We start from the raw sequence: 17,470 nt of genomic DNA on the forward strand, positions 1-17,470 counted from the left end.
AAAACCTTAATATTCTCTTTACACCTAATAATATTTTTAAAACTAATTTCAACATCGTTTTAATTAGGTAAAAGAACATGGACGCCTTAATAGAATTAATCATTTCAGCTGGTCAAAAAATAGACATAATACAATTAAACCCAATTCCAGAATCTTCCTCTAAACTGGTTTTGGTAAAGAAAGGAATTGCTAAAATTTTTGCATTCAACGATAGTGGTCTTAAAGTTAATACTGATTTAATTTTTGAGGGAGAGCTATTTTTACTTTCAAAAGACAATTACCAGTGTCAGGATTTATTTTTTCTCGAAACACTTAAATATTCAGAAATGTATTGCGTCCCATTGAGTTACTTGAGCCAAGATCAGTCGGTTATCCTTCACAATAAACTGATGAAATGTTATAACAATAGACTGAGGAGGATTCACCAACAAAAAGTAAAAAACCATGACCTCACATTGATTGATAGACTCTTTTATCTTTTGGTGGATTTTTGTCGTATTTATGGATTAAAATCAACTGATTATTACTTAATGCCAAATTTTTTCACACATGAAGAACTGGCCAGTATGTTGAAAACCTGTAGGCAAAATATCACATCCTGTTTAAATGAGCTTAAAAAATCAGGTTTGCTTTTTTACAACCGCAAAGAAATAAGGTTTGAAAAAGGTATATTTGAAAATAATTCTACATTTCAAACTGCTCTCCATACAGAATACAAAGCCAAACCAATATGCTAAAGAAGATCTTGATTTTTGTCATGGCTATTGCAATGATTGCTGCGATAGGATATACATTCGGTCCAAGAGAAACGATCCAGACGCTTAGTGGGGATTATCCAACTGTACCTACCAGAATGGGGGAATTGGAGACTTATATATTGGCCAAAGATGACACAGTCAAAGGGCTTAAGCCAGGAAATGAGGCCAAAATCATTTGGGCTGATAGTATTCATAAAAGTAAGACACCTTATTCCATAGTATACATTCATGGTTTTGGAGCAAGTGAAAGAGAGGGCAGTCCTGTAAATAGAGAACTTGGGAAGCATTTCGGTGCAAATGTTTATTTAGTACGTCTTCCAGAACATGGGATTAAAAGAGAAGATGCATTCAAGCACCTTACAGCACAGAAACTCGCGGATGAAGTAAGGGAAGCCTATATGATTGGAAAAAGCCTTGGAGATTCTGTCATTGTGGTAGGCACTTCCATGGGTGGGGCTTTGTCATTGATGCTTGCTTCTGAAAGACCTGACATGAAAGCTTTGGTGCTTTACTCCCCTGCCATAAGAGAAGGGGGCAATGCCTTAGATCAATTCTTCAATCCATGGTCAAAATACTTGGCTGAAAACTTTTTGTATAAAAATGGAATGTTAAACACCCCAAGAGAAGGAGACAAAGCCAAATACTGGTCAGAACAATACCATGTAAATTCTTATGCAAGTCTAGCTGTACTTTTGAGAAGTAAAATGACTGAAGATACATTTGAAAAAATAAGTCAGCCTTTGTTTTTAGGGTACTATTACAAGAATGATGAGGAACAGGATTTTGTCGTTTCTGTTCCGAAAATGCTGGAAATGTTTGAATCTGTTTCTACTCCTCCAACAATGAAAAGAAAAGTAGCATTTCCTGAATCAGGAGACCATGTGATTGCTTCTGATATCACATCCAAAGACTGGGAAGGTGTATTGGATGCGACGATTGACTTCTTGGAAAATGTAGCTAAAATTAAAACGAAAGCTGATCTGGAAGAAGAAAGCCTTCAAGAAGCCGCCTAGTGTTTCCCGTAATTCTTTTGTCCCGCAGTAATTGCCAAATCCAATACATTCTGCCTTGGCGGTAAAGGACAAGTGGCATAAGCGGTGTATACACAAGGAGGATTATAAGCTTTATTAAAATCCAGAATAATTTCATTATTTGAAAAATCCCTGTCAACATACATATACCTGCCTCCACCATAGGTTTCATCTCCGCTGGTATTGTCAGCAAACATCAAAAACAGTTCTATATCATCTGGATTGGCTAAAGCGTCAATCTGATACTTTTTACCTTCAATTTCAAACTCAACATATCCAGCTGAAGCATTAGGGCTAACCTGCCCTACAACATTGGTTATCATCACCTCTTTTATAGGATCATAAGGAACAAAATTAGCTTTAACCCGCCATTTCATATCCACAGGATACCGCTCTACCCCATCAAATTCTTGAACTTCTTGGGCATTCAAGTCTCGAAGACGAATACCAAAACTATCCCCCCTTTTAATTATATTCCAATAGAGGCTCTTATATTTCATGTGTCCATCAATGCCCTCCATCAAATCAAAGACCAAGGCTCTTTCTTTAAGTTCCTCACCTTCCAGAAGGACACCGTCAACTGAAGGAGAAAAGTAAACGCTACTATTCTCCAAAAAGAAAGTCCCGATTTCGTTCGGAAATTGTCCTTCATGTATTTTGATATCAACTCCATCTGACCCGAAAGTATTTACTCCTTCTTCCAGCCAATGCAAGCCAATGAGATTGAGCCACCCTTCATCAGAGCGCAAAAAATCCATTTGACCTTGATGCCATTCATTAATCTCTTCCAAGTGATCTTCTTCTGACAATTCTATGTCTTGCTCTTGACCACAGGCAAATAATCCTAAAAAGGCTAAAGTGAGTAAATATGTTCTATTCATTGTCATTCGATTGGGCACCCGAATATAAACAGTTTTTAGACCTCCTGAATACTTTAGGTGCTAAATTGCCTGAATATGTATATATCACACAATAAATTCATGAAATTGCTTAAATTAAGCAATCAACCCAAAGAACCTATGAAAAATATAGCCCTCACCTTAATTTTGTTTTTAATCATTTCCCTTAATTCTATAGCACAAGTTGGAATAGGTGTAGAAAGACCTCAGGGTGCTGAAGTACTCTTTGACGGCAGTAGAGAGATGCTCGATGAAAAATGGACATACTGGGATGGCCCGAGGTTGGCTGCCCAACTTCCTATCAAATGGGAAATAGTAGACGATCCCATTGATCCTGGCACTGCCATGAGTAGCAATGACCCTGCTGGTGCCGGAGGAAAGTATGGCGCAGCCGATATTGTTACCAAAAAAGAATTCGAAGATTTTAGGTTACATGTTGAGTTTTTGGTAAAAGAAGAAGGTGGCAACTCTGGTGTATATCTTCAAAATCGCTATGAAATACAGATTTTAGATGGAGATTATGGCATTCATGGCATGGCAGCTATTATCAATGAGCATCTACCTTCCCAAGAGGCTTACAATGGTACAGGAAAATGGAATGCTTACGATATTAATTTCAGAGCTGCTCGCTTTGAAGGAGGAGAATTGACGGAAAAAGCCAGAGTAACCATATATTTCAATGGAAAAAAAATCCATGAGGATAAAGAAATTCAGCAAGTATGGGGAGGGCCTAACTCAGGCATAGATGGTGGCAATGATGGAGGTAAAGGAATCACAGATCGTCCGGGAGGAATCAAACTTCAGGCTGAGGGGTATCATGTCCTCTACCGAAATATCTGGATCCAAGAAAAGGAATTGACAGACAAGAATACAGATTTTTAATATTCTCAGTCAGTCTCAAAAAATAAAAATGCTGTTTTCAAAAGAATTCAGCATTTTTATTTTGGAAAACCCTTAAGCAATTTTGCTCATTGTTTAATGATTCCTTAAGATTTGCCTATCTTTGCAGCTCAAAATTTAACAGCAATTCATGATTTCAGTAGATAATCTTTCTCTCAAATTCGGTAAAAGAACCTTATTCGAAGACGTTAACTTAAAATTCACCCCAGGCAACTGTTATGGTGTCATCGGCGCCAATGGTGCAGGGAAATCAACATTTTTAAAAATTCTCTCCGGAGATCAAGACAGCACTTCAGGAAATATCAATATCACTCCAGGCCAGAGAATGGCTGTTTTGAAACAAAATCACTTTGAGTTTGACGAGTTAGAAGTACTCAAAACAGTGATCATGGGGCACAAAAAGCTCTATGCCATCATGACTGAAAAAGACGCAATCTACATGAAGGAAGATTTTTCTGAAGCCGATGGTATCAAAGCCTCAGAATTAGAAGCTGAATTTGCTGAAATGGACGGATGGAATGCTGAATCTGATGCAGCTTCTATGCTGTCAGGACTAGGCATATCCGAAGACCTGCATTACATGCAGATGAAAGAACTTGCCGGTAACCAAAAAGTAAGGGTGCTATTGGCACAGGCTCTTTTTGGCAATCCTGACATCCTTATTCTCGATGAACCTACCAATGATCTTGATTCTGATACCATCAATTGGCTTGAGGATTTCTTGGTGAATTTCAAAAACCTTGTGATCGTAGTTTCTCACGACAGACACTTTTTGGATGCTGTTTCCACACATATTGTGGACATTGATTTTGGAAAAATAAAAATCTATTCCGGTAACTATACTTTCTGGTATGAATCTTCCCAGCTTGCTGCCAAGCAACGTACGGATCAAGGCAAGAAGGTAGAAGAAAAGCGTAAGGAACTTCAGGAATTTATTGCCAGATTTTCTGCCAACGTTGCAAAATCAAAACAGGCTACTGCAAGAAAGAAAATGCTCGAAAAACTCAATGTGGATGATATAGAACCATCTACAAGAAAATATCCGGGCATCATTTTCAAACCGGAAAGAGAAGCGGGTGATCAGGTATTTATGACCGAAGGGCTCGAGTTGAAGGATGACAATGCTATATACTTTACTGATGTCAATTTGATGGTCGATAAAGGAGACAAAATCGCCTTTATATCAAAAACCAAACAAGCTGTAACCAAATTTTTCCAAACCATTATGGAGGAAAAATCAGGTCATAAAGGCAGTTTTAAATGGGGTGTCACTATCAATAAAGCCTATTTGCCAAATGACAATTCCAAATTTTTCCAATCTGATCTCAATTTGATTGATTGGCTGAGACAATACTCCACCAATCAGGAAGAGGCTTATGTAAGGACTTTCTTGGGAAGGATGCTTTTCACAGGTGAAGAAACTTTGAAGAAATGTTCTGTACTTTCCGGAGGTGAAAAGGTAAGATGCATGATTTCCAAAATGATGTTACAAAACCCAAACCTTTTGGTAATGGATGAACCGACCAATCACCTTGATCTGGAATCTATCACGGCTTTTAACAATTCAATTATCGACTTTTCGGGAACAGTATTGATGAGCTCTTATGATCATGCATTTGTGCAAACATCTGCCAACAGAATCATAGAATTCACTCCAAAAGGTACCATTGATAGAAGAATGCCTTATGACGATTACTTAGAGTCAGCGGAGATTAAAGCGCTTAGGGAAAAGATGTATTCCTAAATTATATAACTTCAACAATATTTCATTGTTATTTACCACTGAGCGAATATTCTGAAAAGAAATAAATGGCAATATGCTGAAAGAGAAATATGGTAGAAATATATTTTGCTAAGTATTTATAAAGATACTTTTGTGAAGTTGTTCTCCATGTTTCTATTTTATTTCAACTGAATTTCAATCATATTTCAATTATATTCCATCCTTAGTGGATCTAAAATAAAATAAGTTGCTAGTCACAGCAATAATCATCTACATAGCAATTACCGTATTGGTAGGTGCCTGGTCGTCACGGCTAGTCAAAAACTCAAATGACTTTGTCTTGGCGGGCAGGCAATTGCCCCTATTCCTTTCTGCATCGGCTTTGTTTGCTACCTGGTTTGGTTCTGAGACCATTTTTGGCGCTTCCTCCGAATACCTTGATCATGGCCTATTAGGTGTGATAGAGGATCCTTTTGGCGGCGCACTCTGCCTGGTATTGTTCGGTATGTTTTACCTAAGACCCATGTACAAGATGAATGTGCTTACTATTGGGGATGTCTACAAAAACATATTTGGCAAAAGAGTGGAATTTTTTGCTTCCATCTTTATGATTCCTCCTTACTTCGGATATGTGGCTGCTCAGCTTGTTGCCTTATCCTTAATATTTACCTCGATTTCAGATATCAGTATTTCAGTTGGAATTATGCTCAGTGCTGGAATTGTAGTATTCTACACCTTTTTAGGAGGAATGTGGGCAATTTCAATTACTGATTTTATCCAAACCACTTTGATAGTGGTGGGGCTAATTTGGGTAGCAGTTTTGGTATCCCAAAAAGCAGGCGGGATAATGCCCATTTTAGAATCTGCCCCTGATGGGAGTTTTACATTTTTTCCTGAACCCAAACCCACTGCCTGGATAAACTACCTTGGTGCCTGGGCCATTCTAGGCTTAGGCAGTATTCCAAGTCAGGATATTTACCAAAGAGTCATGTCCGCCAAATCTGAAAAAGTTGCCATCAGATCCACCTTCCTAGCGGGTGGTTTTTATGTGACTATTGGACTTCTTCCCTTGTTCATAGCCCTAGCGGCCAAACACCTTTATCCTGAAATTTACCTGGAAAACAAACAATTATTACTTCCTGAAATGGTCCTGAGACACTCAGGCATCCATGTGCAGATTCTTTTCTTTGGCGCTCTTATTTCGGCAATTATGAGCACCACAAGTTCAGGATTATTGGCTCCCTCAGCCATTATTTCAGAAAACCTCATTCGCCCATATTTTGGCAAAAAACTCAAGGACAAACATTTCCTTTGGATATTGAGAATCAATATCGTGTCGGTTGCCATCATTGCCACATTAATGGCACAATGGAAAACAAACATTTATGAACTGGTAGCGGGTGCTTCCATATTGATGTTGGTCTCTTTGTTTGTCCCTCTTACTGCAGGTTTGTATTGGAAAAAAGCCTCAGAAATGGGTGCATTGATGTCAATTGTTTTTGGCATGATTTCGTTTTTGGCACTCTCTGCCTATGACCTTCCTTACTACCCACATATGCCCGCTTTATTGATAAGTGCTATCTTTATGATATTGGGGTCTTATATTTTCCCAAATAAAAAAACTACATATGCTGCCATATCCAAAAGTACAACTTCTTAGAAGTAAGGAAATCTCCATCTTGCGCAAACATCATTGGATATTTTCCGGTGCAATTGCTCAAAAAGATGATGACCTCAAAAACGGACAATTGGTCCAAGTCTTCAGTGCCAAAGATATATTCCTGGGAATAGGTCACTTTCAATATGGCTCTATCATGGTTCGCCTGATTTCTTTTGAAGAAAAACCAATTGACCTTGATTTTTGGACTGAAAAAATCCAGCGGGCATTGGAGCTCAGAAAAGCTCTTGGTCTATGGAAAAATGAGGAAACAAATGTATTCCGACTTATTCATGGTGAAGGGGACGGACTCCCCGGTCTGATTATCGACTTCTATAATGGAACAGCCGTCATTCAAACACATCATGTTGGGATGTACCGTCATGTCAAAGATATCGCTGATGCGCTTAAATCAGTTCTGGGAGATGACCTAAAATCGGTATATGAAAAAAGTGCTGAAACTTTACCTAGAGACATCGGAGTAGAAAACAGGGTTCTTTTTGGAAGTCCTGACACCAATGTAGTCTCAGAATATGGCAGTAAGTATGAAATAGACTGGGAGAAAGGACAGAAAACAGGGTTTTTCATCGACCAGAGAGAAAACAGGCATTTATTGGCAAAGTACAGTCAAGGCAAGAAAGTGCTGAATACCTTCTGCTATTCGGGAGGGTTTTCGATCGCTGCACTAAATGCCGGTGCCCAAGAAGTACATTCAGTGGACATCTCAGCCAAAGCCATTGAGCTTACCGAAAGAAACCTTGAATTGAATGCAGATGTGAAGGGTAAACACGAGTCAGTAGTCGCTGATGTAGTCAAATACATCAGAGAAATTGAAAATGATTATGACTTGGTAGTTTTGGACCCACCGGCTTTCGCCAAAAACATCAAATCACGTCATAATGCAGTTCAAGCCTATAAAAGGTTGAATGCCGAAGCTTTGAAGCGGATCAAAAAAGGAGGAATTCTCTTTACATTTTCTTGCTCTCAGGTCGTAGATAAGCAGCTTTTCGCCAACACCATCACTGCCGCAGCGCATGAAATTGGCCGAAACATCAAAATCTTGCATTACCTCTCCCAGCCTGGAGATCATCCAATCAATATCTTCCATCCAGAGACAGAATATTTGAAAGGATTAGTTTTATTTGTAGAGTAGTCCCTAGGTGAGTATTTTCGCCCTATCTTTATAACATCAGAAAAAATATTTAAAAAATGTATACAGGTTTACAACATCTTCATTCAGGTCTCGCGTACCTGGTTTTAGTCATCTTGGCTGTGGTATTTATTTCAGCTTTGATTGGTTCTTTGGCCAATAGGTCATTTACAGAAAAAGACAGAAAATTGGCATTGGTTGGTTTTATTTTGGCCCATATCCAATTGCTTGTAGGTCTTATCCTTTATTTCGTCAGCCCAGTTGGCTTTGCTCTTCTCAAAGGTGGCGGTGCCATGTCTGACAGCGCAGCGAGACTTACTGCATTAGAACACCCATTGATTAATATTGTGGCAATCATATTGATCACGATTGGTTATTCGAGAGCCAAAAAACTGACTGAAAGCCGCGCTAAATTCAGGTCTATCTATATGATGTATGCCATTGGTCTGCTTTTGATTTTGAGCAGAATTCCTTGGAGCAGCTGGTTAGGATGATAAAAAAATAAGTGTACTCGCAATTCTGCCTGAGAGCAAATTATTCTTTAAATCTGGTCAGTTAGATATTAATTCTATTTGATATTGATGGATATTGATCCACAAAGAAATGGTTCAATGAAGCAGAGTTAAAATACAAATATTACACATTCATATCAGGGTCAATTCTTAATTGAATTGACCCTTTTAATTTTTATCTCTTCCAAGACCAACTTTGTAATCATCAGGAGTACCGCTCATGGTCACATTTACAAACCTCACTCTAGAATTGGGATCCCTTTTTATGATATCATCTTCTTGATCAGCATCGACTTCTTCTCGGGACTTACCACCAAAGAGAGACCTAAATCCGACCTGAGTCACTAAACCTAGAGGAATCCTTATAAAATAATCCATATTCATATCAAGACTTTGTTTTCCTGATAACTCGATAAAGCCTAAACTTGTATTGATATTCATTTTGGGGATATTGAGCACACCCTCCTTGAGTTCAAAGGTGTTTTGCAGCGTATCAAAACGTACATTACTCAAGTTTCTATCTTTAAAATACTCGCCCATAGCTTGCAATGGTGCAAACTTTACCAACCTACCCTGATAGACTGTCAATTCCATTTTAGCTTCGGATTTCTCTATAATTGGAGTCAGATCGGGGTGGACAAGAAAATTACTTTCAATCGTACCGGAAACCAAGCCATGAAGGTTTTCATTGATCATTACATCCTGGCCAAAGTTATCAAACTTCACTAGCAATTTATCCAAGTCCAGTTTTTGGGCTTTCATTGTGCTGTTAAAATAGATTTTTGCAGGATCAGAACCATTGAAATAGCCTTTGATGCCAAGTGATCCGTCAGCAGCCTTGAGTCCAAGAGTGTCCACATAAATGTAATGGTTTTGGGTAGTTCTTCCTTTGAAAGTCACATCATCAAGCCAAAAAGTATGGTAATTCATTTTTGAAATATTGGCTGAAAAATCCATATCAGAAAACGGTACTTCAAAAATATTGAAAGCCTCCTCATGATTTACTTCCTTTTCTACTGAATCAAAACCCAACAAAGCATCTAAATCCAGTCTATTGGCATTGATGGAAAAGAAGTTTTTCTGTGTTTTCAAGGAATCTGATAAGTTATACCCCATATTGATTTTGAAATCAGAGGTACCCATTTTACCTTCAAAGTTTTCAACAAGTAAATACTGATTCTCAAAATGTACCCTGCCTTTAAAATCCTCCAATTTTAATGGATGTAACTTCATCCTACCTTGAAGTCTATCTAGATATAAATCTGCAGATTGAAATATTTCATCATAATTAAGGGCTACCCTTCCTTTGACCTTGACTTGGCTAATCTGTTCATCACGATAATCCTCTGGCAAGTAATTAACCCCTTGATAGGACAAAAGATCTTTGACAGCAATATAGTCTGACTCAAGGTCAAACTCAACGTTGCTTACCCCTACTGTTTTTTCTTCAAACCATTTAGGATAATTATCTATTCTGCCTGTAAACCTAAAATCTGTCGTGTCCAGCATCCCTGTAAATTCCTTGATGATCAGCTCTTGTTCACCTATAAGGATATCTACATCAAAATCATGAAACTCGTGTGGGTAATGCTTTAACTTTGCATGAAAATCCTCCACAAAAAATTCTCCTATTGGCAGGTGCTTGAAATCACGAAGCTGATTACCTGTAGACTCAAAGGCCAATTTTACCCTAAAATCAGAAATTACTTCAGTCATACTACTGTCTTCCGGCAACAATTGACCCAGATCAATCTTATTGGCACTGGCCTTCAGGTTTACCTTCACGATATCCGGTTCTCCATGAAGCACTGCGGGAAAATCATTCAGAGAACCATCTATTGAAAAATCAGAATCCAAAATTTTGAAGTTAAGTTTGTCAAGTTTAAGGTTTCCATCTTTCATGAAAGCATAAGCATTCATCTGATGAATAGGATATGGCAGATTAGGGAAAGCAAAATTCAGGTCTTTGATAATCAGCTCACTTTGAAGACTATTTTGAATATCTGAGACTGAACCAATTCCTGCCTCAAGATCAATCAGCTCGTCAAAATCCATATTGACAATCACCTGACCGCTGATTCCTTGCAGATTCTCAATTTCAAAAAACTGCCCTAAAAAGGCCAGATCAAGATCTGCATTGAGGTTGACTTTAATAAACGGATTTTCAAAGTCCCTTATTATTAGCCTTCCTTGAAAAGTTCCTTCTTCTGGACGTGCATTGAAATTCAGCAACTGAAACTCGGAAGTTTTGAGATTTCTATCTTTCCCATTGGTAAAAAAGCCAGTAAACCTTAATTGATCTATTTTTTTGTCACTACTCTGATTAAGGAAGTAAGCATTATCACAACCAAATTCAACGGATATTTTAGGAACATTTCCGTTTCCTGCTTTGCCATTTACACTCCCAATAAAAAATACCTCACCTTCGTTTTCATACTTTTTCAAAACTTCTGCAGTTTCATTTGGCAAAAAAGCTCCAATGAGAGAAAAATCGGGTTTTTCTCCACTTAATTTTAAATCCAAATCCAATTCATTGGCTAAACTGGCTTTTCCCGAAAGCTCAAAAACCGCCTCTTCCAGTTCAACCTTAGATTTTTGGACGCTTACCAATTCCAAATTTTGGTCGTAATCCAGTACCAATTCGAGGTTGATATGCTTGTAATTGAAAAAAGAAGGTTCCCCATTTTGATAAAGGTCAACTATCAAAGCTCCTTTTATGTCCACAAACATGTGTTCATCAGCAATTTTGAGAGATGTTTGAGAATCAGCAATATTTATTTCAATGGATGAATTATTGGATTGGTCTTGATGTGTGAGGATGATATTATTCAATTGTACAGATGATAAAGCCAAATCCATTCCACCTTCTTCTTTTTGGGGAGTGTCTTCCATGGCAATTGCTTTAAGTAAGTTTAACTTACCCGAAGCATCCGAAAAAAGATTCAATTCACCTGAACTTAGCCGGATAGACTTTACAGTATAATTTCCATTGATGATATCCATGACATCAAAACCCACATATATGTCTTGCACTGTCATGATGGTGTCTTCATATTGCCCTTTTTCTTCAAAAAGCACTACATCTTGAAGGTCTATGGAGATATAAGGGAAATTCTTGAATGGAGAAATATAGGAATCCCTGACACCAAGTTCTCCTTGAATACTTTCATTCAACGAAACAATGGCTTTTTGAGTCAGTTGACGCTGGTTTTTATACAATAAGAATACACCTAGACTGGGGATAACAATCAACACTGTAAACACAATCGCAACACTCCACCAAATATACTTACGCTTCATTCTTTTCCTTCCAGTTAATATTCACACAAATGAACGCAAATAAATCGTGCATGATTCTTAATTTTTGTAAAAACATCTGGTAATCAATCAATACGTCCCGGCAACCTCGAATTAAGCCCTTCTACGCCAGTTAAAGCATCTCCCATATCCTGCCTTGCTTTTTCAGCTGATGCCAATATACGTGTCACAACTTCAGGGTGTTTTTCAATAATATTATTTTGCTCCGAAGGATCAGAAGGGATATGAAACAACATCATCTCTTGCAAATCAATCATTTCATATTTTAATGGAATACCATCATTTCGGGATGCTTGCCCACTGGCTATGCTCCTGTACCTGTGTGGGAAATATAATTTCCATTCATCGATTACCACCGCCTGAAGTTCATTTCTATTATAATAAATGAAATAGGCTTCTTGAGGTGATTTATTAGCTGAATCTGAAATCATTTTTTCAATACTTTTACCGTCAATCGATAAAGCAGGTAAGGATGCCCCTGTGATTGTCGCAATAGTAGGCAAAATATCTATACTCATTGCAGGATTTTCTTGTATGCTACCGGATGGGATTTTGCCGGTCCAACGCATGATGGCAGGAACCTTCACTCCCCCATCCCAGGAAGTACCTTTTCCTTCTCTAAGGGGCTCAGCCGAACCTGAATGAGCAGAGTATGACAGCCAAGGCCCATTATCAGATATAAATATGACCAGTGTATTCTCTTCGATTCCATGCTTCTTTAAAGCATCCATTACCTGACCCACAGACCAATCAATCTCCATGATCACATCACCATAAAGTCCTCTTTCAGATTTGCCTTGAAACTTTTCTGATACAAAAAGAGGCACGTGAGGCATTGGATGCGCTAAGTATAAGAAAAATGGATTATCCTTATTTCTATCAATAAAATCCACTGAACGCTCTGTCAATCGGGTAGTGAGTAAACTTTGATCTGTATGAAGAGTATCAACTACCTTATTATTTTCATACAAAGGCAATGGCGGGTAATAGTCTTTTGTTTCGGGATGATTGGGCCACATATCATTGGAATACGGAATCCCATAAAACTCATCAAATCCTTGATTGGTGGGCAAAAACATTTGATGATGTCCTAAATGCCACTTTCCAAAAATTGCAGTGCTATATCCAAGTGGCTTCAACATTTCCGCGATAGTAGTCTCATCTGGATTGAGACCATGATTACTCATATGATCTAATGCTCCATGAATACCTAATCGATTTGAATATGTACCTGTAAGCAAAGCAGCGCGGGAAGCAGAACAAACTGCCTGAGCCACGTAAAAATTGGTAAACCTCATGCCATCTTCGGCTAGCTGGTCCAGGTGTGGGGTGAGAATATCAGGGGAACCATAAACCCCAAGGTCATTGTAGCCTTGATCATCCGTTAGAATTAATACGATATTGGGAAGCTTGTTTTCTTTTTGAGAAGTTGGTTTTTCTGAACAGCTAAAAAAACCAGTCAGGATCATGATTCCCAACCATAAATAATAGGTAGAATGGGTTATTTTTTCTAGATACATGATAATACAATTTTTGCTATCACAAGCGATACGACCATACATAAATATCCCCGATAAAGGGAATAAACGTGGGGAATCTTTTCCACACAGATAAACATACCATGAATTATCCTAATCCAAAAGCAGCTTTTTTTCATTGGTCTTAAAATTGCAAAAGTATCAACCGATATGGTCAATATTCATTCTAATTGACAATAAAATCTATTTTAATGCTTTCAACTTTGATCGATAAATCATAACTCCTATTGAATTGAAAGCTAAGGTATACACTTAAACTTTTGCGATTATGGACAAATCTCTTCTAAAAATTCTTATACTCACTTGGATCTTAATGGGGATCATACCTTCTGCCCATTCACAAAAAGTAATCAACAAGACAGTAGAAGAAGAAGTAAACAGTGAAAAATCAACCTTTAAAGTAATTCAACTTGTCGAGGGATTAGAACACCCTTGGGCTATGACATGGCTCGATGATGGCAGCATGCTGATAACAGAACGCCCAGGCAGACTTTTACATATAGACGGTGATCAAATCACATCTGTCAACAACCTCCCAAAAATAGACACGGACGAAGATCAAAAAACAGCCCCAGATGGAGGCAATCAAGGAGGTCTGTTGGATGTGGTAGTTCATCCTCAATTCAAATCCAACGGTTGGATATACTTTACCTTTTCAAGCCCTGGGGATGATGACTCCAATTTCAGCGATCATGATTATGCAACAGGTACGGCATTGGCCAGAGCAAAAATCTCCTCGGACAAAAGCGAATTGACTGATATGGAAGTGTTGTATACCCAAATACCCCGAACAGAACCAGGAAGACATTATGGAAGTAGAATTGTGTTCCCCGGGGACGGTACAGTGATATTTTCAATAGGAGACAGAGGTATCAGGTATCCTTCTCAGGATTTGACAGACCCTGCAGGATCTATGATCAGAATCAAGGAGGATGGTGGTGTACCAGAAGACAATCCATTTGTCAATACCGAACCGGGGAATCTTCGACCTGAGATTTTTTCTTTTGGACATAGAAATAACCAAGGTTTGGCGATAGACTCAAGCACAGGATTGATTTGGACCAGTGAACATGGCCCTTTTGGAGGTGATTTAATTCATTTGGTAAAAATGGGTAAAAATTATGGGTGGCCTCAAGTCAGTCAAGGGGTAGAGTATTCAAGCAAAGCCAAAGTTGGACTGGGTAATGAAGCTCCCGGAGTAGAAAAACCAAAGCATATCTGGGAAGAATCTATGGCACCATCGGGTTTGGCTTTTCATCAACAAGGAAAGATTGCAGCATGGGAAGGCAACCTTTTTGCTGGATCGCTCTACAAAGAGCAATTGCACAGGTTGGAAATTGAAGGTGAGGAAGTGGTGCACGATGAAGTACTCTTGACCAAAAAATTAGGACGAATCAGGGATGTAAGACTAGGACCAGATGGTTTTATTTATCTACTCACAGACCATAGCGACGGTGGACTATATAGAATAGAACCCAAATAAAAAAGGAGGCAGCCAAATGGCTGCCTTTAATTTTTTAGTGATCCAATAATCGCCTATGGTAATTGACTTGACCTAAGTGGTAATTCAAATGGGAGACCAGATGGATCATAAAATGCTCATAGGTCATTGACTCATTGAACACATCTTCAGGATAGGTTCTTGAAAACCAATCCTCAGGAAACTGAAGAATGGCATTTGTAATTTCCTGAATTGTATTCTCAGTCATCACAATAAGATCAGTTCTGCTTATTCCTTTTGTAGCAAATTCTGCTTCCCTATCCCTAGAATAAGCACTTTTACCAAGATGAACACCGATGTAATGATTCAAATTCCCAACAAGATGCAAGCTAAGGTTCCCAGTGGAATTTTTAATTTCTCCGCTTACCCTCCAGATATTCTCTTCATTCTGATAAGCATCGAGTTCTTTTATCAGCTTTTTTAAATCTCGTTCAAAAAAGTATATCAGTGCATCTTTCATGATTTTATCATTAATCTCCAAATTCAATTCCCAAACCTCTTGCTCCATCCACCAAGAAGCTGTCTTTATCCACTACATTATATTCTTTGGTCGCATTTTCCAGTGGAACGGATACAAAATCATTATTGACAAAAGCGGCCATCTTACCGAATTCCCCAGCCATTACCATATCGAATGCCTTTACACCAAAAAGAGAAGCCAATACCCTATCGTATGCTGTAGGCGTACCACCACGCTGTACATGACCAAGAACCGTTTCCCTGATCTCAGCTCTAATCCCAGCTTCTTTCAATTGTTCGGACAATTGATATGCAACTCCTCCCAATCTGACATGTCTTGAACCTTCGTCTCCTTCTCTTGACACAATGCTGCCTTCTTTGGGTTTTGCACCCTCTGCAATCACAATATTGACAAAGCCTCTATGTTTATCATACCTCGATTCAATTCTTTTCACAATTTTAGCAAGGTCATATGGTATTTCCGGGATAAGGCATATTTCAGCACCTCCTGAAATCGCAGTATGCAAGGCAATCCAACCTGCATCTCTTCCCATGACTTCCATGATCATCACCCTATGATGACTTTCAGCGGTAGTCACCAATTTATCAAAACTATCTGATGCTATCTGCACTGCTGTTTGAAAACCAAATGTCACATCAGTGGCTGCAAGGTCATTGTCTATAGTTTTTGGCACACCCACTATAGGAAGACCTTTATCAAATAATGCCTTTGATATCTTTTGGGATCCATCACCACCGATATTGATAACGGCATCGAAACCTAAGGATTTGATTTTATCTGCCAGCTCTTGGGTACGGTCTTCGAAAGTAATACTTCCATCGGCCCCTTTTACTGGAAAATGAAGAGGGTCAGCCTTATTGGTTGTTTTGAGTATGGTACCTCCCCTTACATGGATTCCCGCGGTTTTTTTTCCACTTAATTTTATAATTCTTGGAGGATCTTCGTTCACTCCATTAAATGCTTCTTTACTTCCATACACTTCCCATTGTTTGGATTTTTTTGCTCTCTTGCAGATTCCTCTTATCACTGCATTGAGACCAGGACAATCACCGCCACCGGTGGCTACCAAAAGTTTTTTCATGATTTAAATAATTGTTAACTTCTTGCAACTTACAAAAAATGCCCCGAATTAATAAGAGAAGCCATAAAGCGCAGACTACTTAGTTTTATTGCATTTTAAATGATTAAATTGAACGCTAAACAAAAAAATACATTTTTTATGCAAAATGATAAGAAAATTGCTGTACTAATAGATGCCGATAATGTTTCATCAAGCCCGATTAAGGAAATGATGGAAGAAATCGCCAAATATGGCAATCCTACTATTAAAAGAATTTATGGAGATTGGACCAAACCTCAACTCGCAAAATGGAAAAATGTCCTTTTAGAGAATGCCATCAATCCAATCCAGCAATATGGCTACACTACTGGTAAAAATGCTACTGATTCAGCAATGATTATTGATGCCATGGACATCCTATATTCCGAAAAAGTAGATGGATTTTGCCTGGTATCAAGTGACAGTGACTTTACCAAACTCGCCATGAGATTAAGGGAAGCGGGAATGTTGGTGTTGGGCATGGGAGAAAAGAAAACCCCCGGACCATTCATAGCGGCCTGTGATAAATTCATTTATGTGGAAATTCTACAACAAGAAGAACCTGAACAAGGCACCCTCAAAGGAGCTAAAAAAGAAAGGCCGCAAGTAGATAAAATCACACCTAAATTGATTCGATTAATTTACAATACCATTGCTGATCTCGCTGATGATGATGGCTGGGCATTTATGGGTGATGTGGGCAACCTTTTACAGAAAAAGCAACCAAATTTTGATTCAAGAAACTATGGTTACCAAAAACTCACACCACTAGTCAACTCAATCAATGCATTTGAGATCGAAGAAAGAGAAGCACAAAAAGGAAGACACAAATTAATTTTTGTGCGAAATAAAGACTGAAATCATACCTTTGCGAACCAATTGGGATAAACATCATGTTAAATC

General features: G+C 38.4%; 14 protein-coding genes. 9 read left to right on the plus strand and 5 right to left on the minus strand.

Features of this window, described 5'->3' with window-relative positions:
• Nucleotides 1-77: 77 nt before the first annotated feature.
• Together CLW00_RS02195 and CLW00_RS02200 are read left to right on the plus strand one after the other, a co-directional pair.
• Nucleotides 78-737 carry a Crp/Fnr family transcriptional regulator gene (locus CLW00_RS02195; protein WP_106131995.1) on the plus strand — a complete coding sequence of 220 codons (660 nt, stop codon included), beginning with the start codon at nt 78-80 and terminating at the stop codon, nt 735-737.
• Nucleotides 731-1,771 carry an alpha/beta hydrolase gene (locus CLW00_RS02200; protein ID WP_106131996.1) on the plus strand — a complete coding sequence of 347 codons (1,041 nt, stop codon included), beginning with the start codon at nt 731-733 and terminating at the stop codon, nt 1,769-1,771. The genes CLW00_RS02195 and CLW00_RS02200 overlap by 7 nt, the downstream gene beginning before the upstream one ends.
• On the opposite strand, the gene CLW00_RS02205 is transcribed toward CLW00_RS02200, so the two are convergent.
• Nucleotides 1,768-2,670 (minus strand): DUF1684 domain-containing protein, encoded by a 903-nt coding sequence (locus tag CLW00_RS02205; protein WP_106131997.1) that lies wholly within the window; start codon nt 2,668-2,670, stop codon nt 1,768-1,770. The two genes, CLW00_RS02200 and CLW00_RS02205, sit on opposite strands and share 4 nt — an antisense overlap.
• A gap of 138 nt (nt 2,671-2,808) precedes the next feature.
• Here CLW00_RS02205 and CLW00_RS02210 point away from each other — a divergent pair, with 138 nt between their 5' ends.
• The 5 genes from CLW00_RS02210 to CLW00_RS02230 all read left to right on the plus strand — a co-directional run bounded on the left by CLW00_RS02210 (nt 2,809) and on the right by CLW00_RS02230 (nt 8,612).
• Nucleotides 2,809-3,570 carry a 3-keto-disaccharide hydrolase gene (locus CLW00_RS02210; protein ID WP_106132220.1) on the plus strand — a complete coding sequence of 254 codons (762 nt, stop codon included), beginning with the start codon at nt 2,809-2,811 and terminating at the stop codon, nt 3,568-3,570.
• Between the two features lie 148 nt (nt 3,571-3,718).
• Nucleotides 3,719-5,332, plus strand: coding sequence for an ABC-F family ATP-binding cassette domain-containing protein (locus CLW00_RS02215; RefSeq protein ID WP_106131998.1), 1,614 nt, complete (start codon nt 3,719-3,721; stop codon nt 5,330-5,332).
• A gap of 226 nt (nt 5,333-5,558) precedes the next feature.
• On the plus strand, nt 5,559-6,971 hold the full coding sequence (locus CLW00_RS02220; RefSeq protein WP_106131999.1) for a high affinity choline transporter 1: 1,413 nt from the start codon (nt 5,559-5,561) through the stop codon (nt 6,969-6,971).
• On the plus strand, nt 6,940-8,121 hold the full coding sequence (locus tag CLW00_RS02225; protein WP_106132000.1) for a class I SAM-dependent rRNA methyltransferase: 1,182 nt from the start codon (nt 6,940-6,942) through the stop codon (nt 8,119-8,121). The genes CLW00_RS02220 and CLW00_RS02225 overlap by 32 nt, the downstream gene beginning before the upstream one ends.
• Before the next feature lie 56 nt (nt 8,122-8,177).
• Nucleotides 8,178-8,612 carry a hypothetical protein gene (locus CLW00_RS02230; protein WP_106132001.1) on the plus strand — a complete coding sequence of 145 codons (435 nt, stop codon included), beginning with the start codon at nt 8,178-8,180 and terminating at the stop codon, nt 8,610-8,612.
• Nucleotides 8,613-8,798: 186 nt separating this feature from the next.
• On the opposite strand, the gene CLW00_RS02235 is transcribed toward CLW00_RS02230, so the two are convergent.
• Both CLW00_RS02235 and CLW00_RS02240 read right to left on the minus strand, forming a co-directional pair.
• Nucleotides 8,799-11,930 (minus strand): AsmA family protein, encoded by a 3,132-nt coding sequence (locus CLW00_RS02235; protein ID WP_106132002.1) that lies wholly within the window; start codon nt 11,928-11,930, stop codon nt 8,799-8,801.
• 83 nt (nt 11,931-12,013) lie between these two features.
• Entirely contained in the window at nt 12,014-13,468 is a 1,455-nt protein-coding gene (locus CLW00_RS02240) for a sulfatase family protein (RefSeq protein WP_245917141.1), read from the minus strand.
• Nucleotides 13,469-13,754: 286 nt separating this feature from the next.
• Here CLW00_RS02240 and CLW00_RS02245 point away from each other — a divergent pair, with 286 nt between their 5' ends.
• Nucleotides 13,755-14,969 (plus strand): PQQ-dependent sugar dehydrogenase, encoded by a 1,215-nt coding sequence (locus tag CLW00_RS02245; protein ID WP_106132003.1) that lies wholly within the window; start codon nt 13,755-13,757, stop codon nt 14,967-14,969.
• A gap of 34 nt (nt 14,970-15,003) precedes the next feature.
• On the opposite strand, the gene CLW00_RS02250 is transcribed toward CLW00_RS02245, so the two are convergent.
• Both CLW00_RS02250 and CLW00_RS02255 read right to left on the minus strand, forming a co-directional pair.
• Nucleotides 15,004-15,447 carry a DinB family protein gene (locus tag CLW00_RS02250; protein ID WP_106132222.1) on the minus strand — a complete coding sequence of 148 codons (444 nt, stop codon included), beginning with the start codon at nt 15,445-15,447 and terminating at the stop codon, nt 15,004-15,006.
• A 10-nt stretch (nt 15,448-15,457) separates the two neighbouring features.
• Nucleotides 15,458-16,549: a 6-phosphofructokinase gene (locus CLW00_RS02255; RefSeq protein WP_106132004.1), complete on the minus strand. Its 1,092-nt coding sequence runs from the start codon at nt 16,547-16,549 to the stop codon at nt 15,458-15,460.
• Nucleotides 16,550-16,687: 138 nt separating this feature from the next.
• Here CLW00_RS02255 and CLW00_RS02260 point away from each other — a divergent pair, with 138 nt between their 5' ends.
• A complete protein-coding gene (locus CLW00_RS02260; protein ID WP_106132223.1) occupies nt 16,688-17,425 on the plus strand; it encodes an NYN domain-containing protein in 738 nt (245 codons plus the stop codon).
• Nucleotides 17,426-17,470: the final 45 nt, after the last annotated feature.

This window comes from Mongoliibacter ruber (assembly GCF_003003005.1).
Classification (GTDB): Bacteria; Bacteroidota; Bacteroidia; order Cytophagales; family Cyclobacteriaceae; genus Mongoliibacter; species Mongoliibacter ruber.

Excerpts from the sequence above, each read along its gene's own strand:
- CLW00_RS02230 (WP_106132001.1), top strand. The coding sequence starts at position 8,178 with ATGTATACAGGTTTACAACATCTTCATTCAGGTCTCGCGTACCTGGTT.
- CLW00_RS02250 (WP_106132222.1), bottom strand. The coding sequence starts at position 15,447 with ATGAAAGATGCACTGATATACTTTTTTGAACGAGATTTAAAAAAGCTG.
- CLW00_RS02205 (WP_106131997.1), bottom strand. The coding sequence starts at position 2,670 with ATGAATAGAACATATTTACTCACTTTAGCCTTTTTAGGATTATTTGCC.
- CLW00_RS02245 (WP_106132003.1), top strand. The coding sequence starts at position 13,755 with ATGGACAAATCTCTTCTAAAAATTCTTATACTCACTTGGATCTTAATG.
- CLW00_RS02200 (WP_106131996.1), top strand. The coding sequence starts at position 731 with ATGCTAAAGAAGATCTTGATTTTTGTCATGGCTATTGCAATGATTGCT.
- CLW00_RS02225 (WP_106132000.1), top strand. The coding sequence starts at position 6,940 with ATGCTGCCATATCCAAAAGTACAACTTCTTAGAAGTAAGGAAATCTCC.
- CLW00_RS02195 (WP_106131995.1), top strand. The coding sequence starts at position 78 with ATGGACGCCTTAATAGAATTAATCATTTCAGCTGGTCAAAAAATAGAC.
- CLW00_RS02240 (WP_245917141.1), bottom strand. The coding sequence starts at position 13,468 with ATGTATCTAGAAAAAATAACCCATTCTACCTATTATTTATGGTTGGGA.
- CLW00_RS02215 (WP_106131998.1), top strand. The coding sequence starts at position 3,719 with ATGATTTCAGTAGATAATCTTTCTCTCAAATTCGGTAAAAGAACCTTA.
- CLW00_RS02210 (WP_106132220.1), top strand. The coding sequence starts at position 2,809 with ATGAAAAATATAGCCCTCACCTTAATTTTGTTTTTAATCATTTCCCTT.
- CLW00_RS02235 (WP_106132002.1), bottom strand. The coding sequence starts at position 11,930 with ATGAAGCGTAAGTATATTTGGTGGAGTGTTGCGATTGTGTTTACAGTG.
- CLW00_RS02260 (WP_106132223.1), top strand. The coding sequence starts at position 16,688 with ATGCAAAATGATAAGAAAATTGCTGTACTAATAGATGCCGATAATGTT.
- CLW00_RS02255 (WP_106132004.1), bottom strand. The coding sequence starts at position 16,549 with ATGAAAAAACTTTTGGTAGCCACCGGTGGCGGTGATTGTCCTGGTCTC.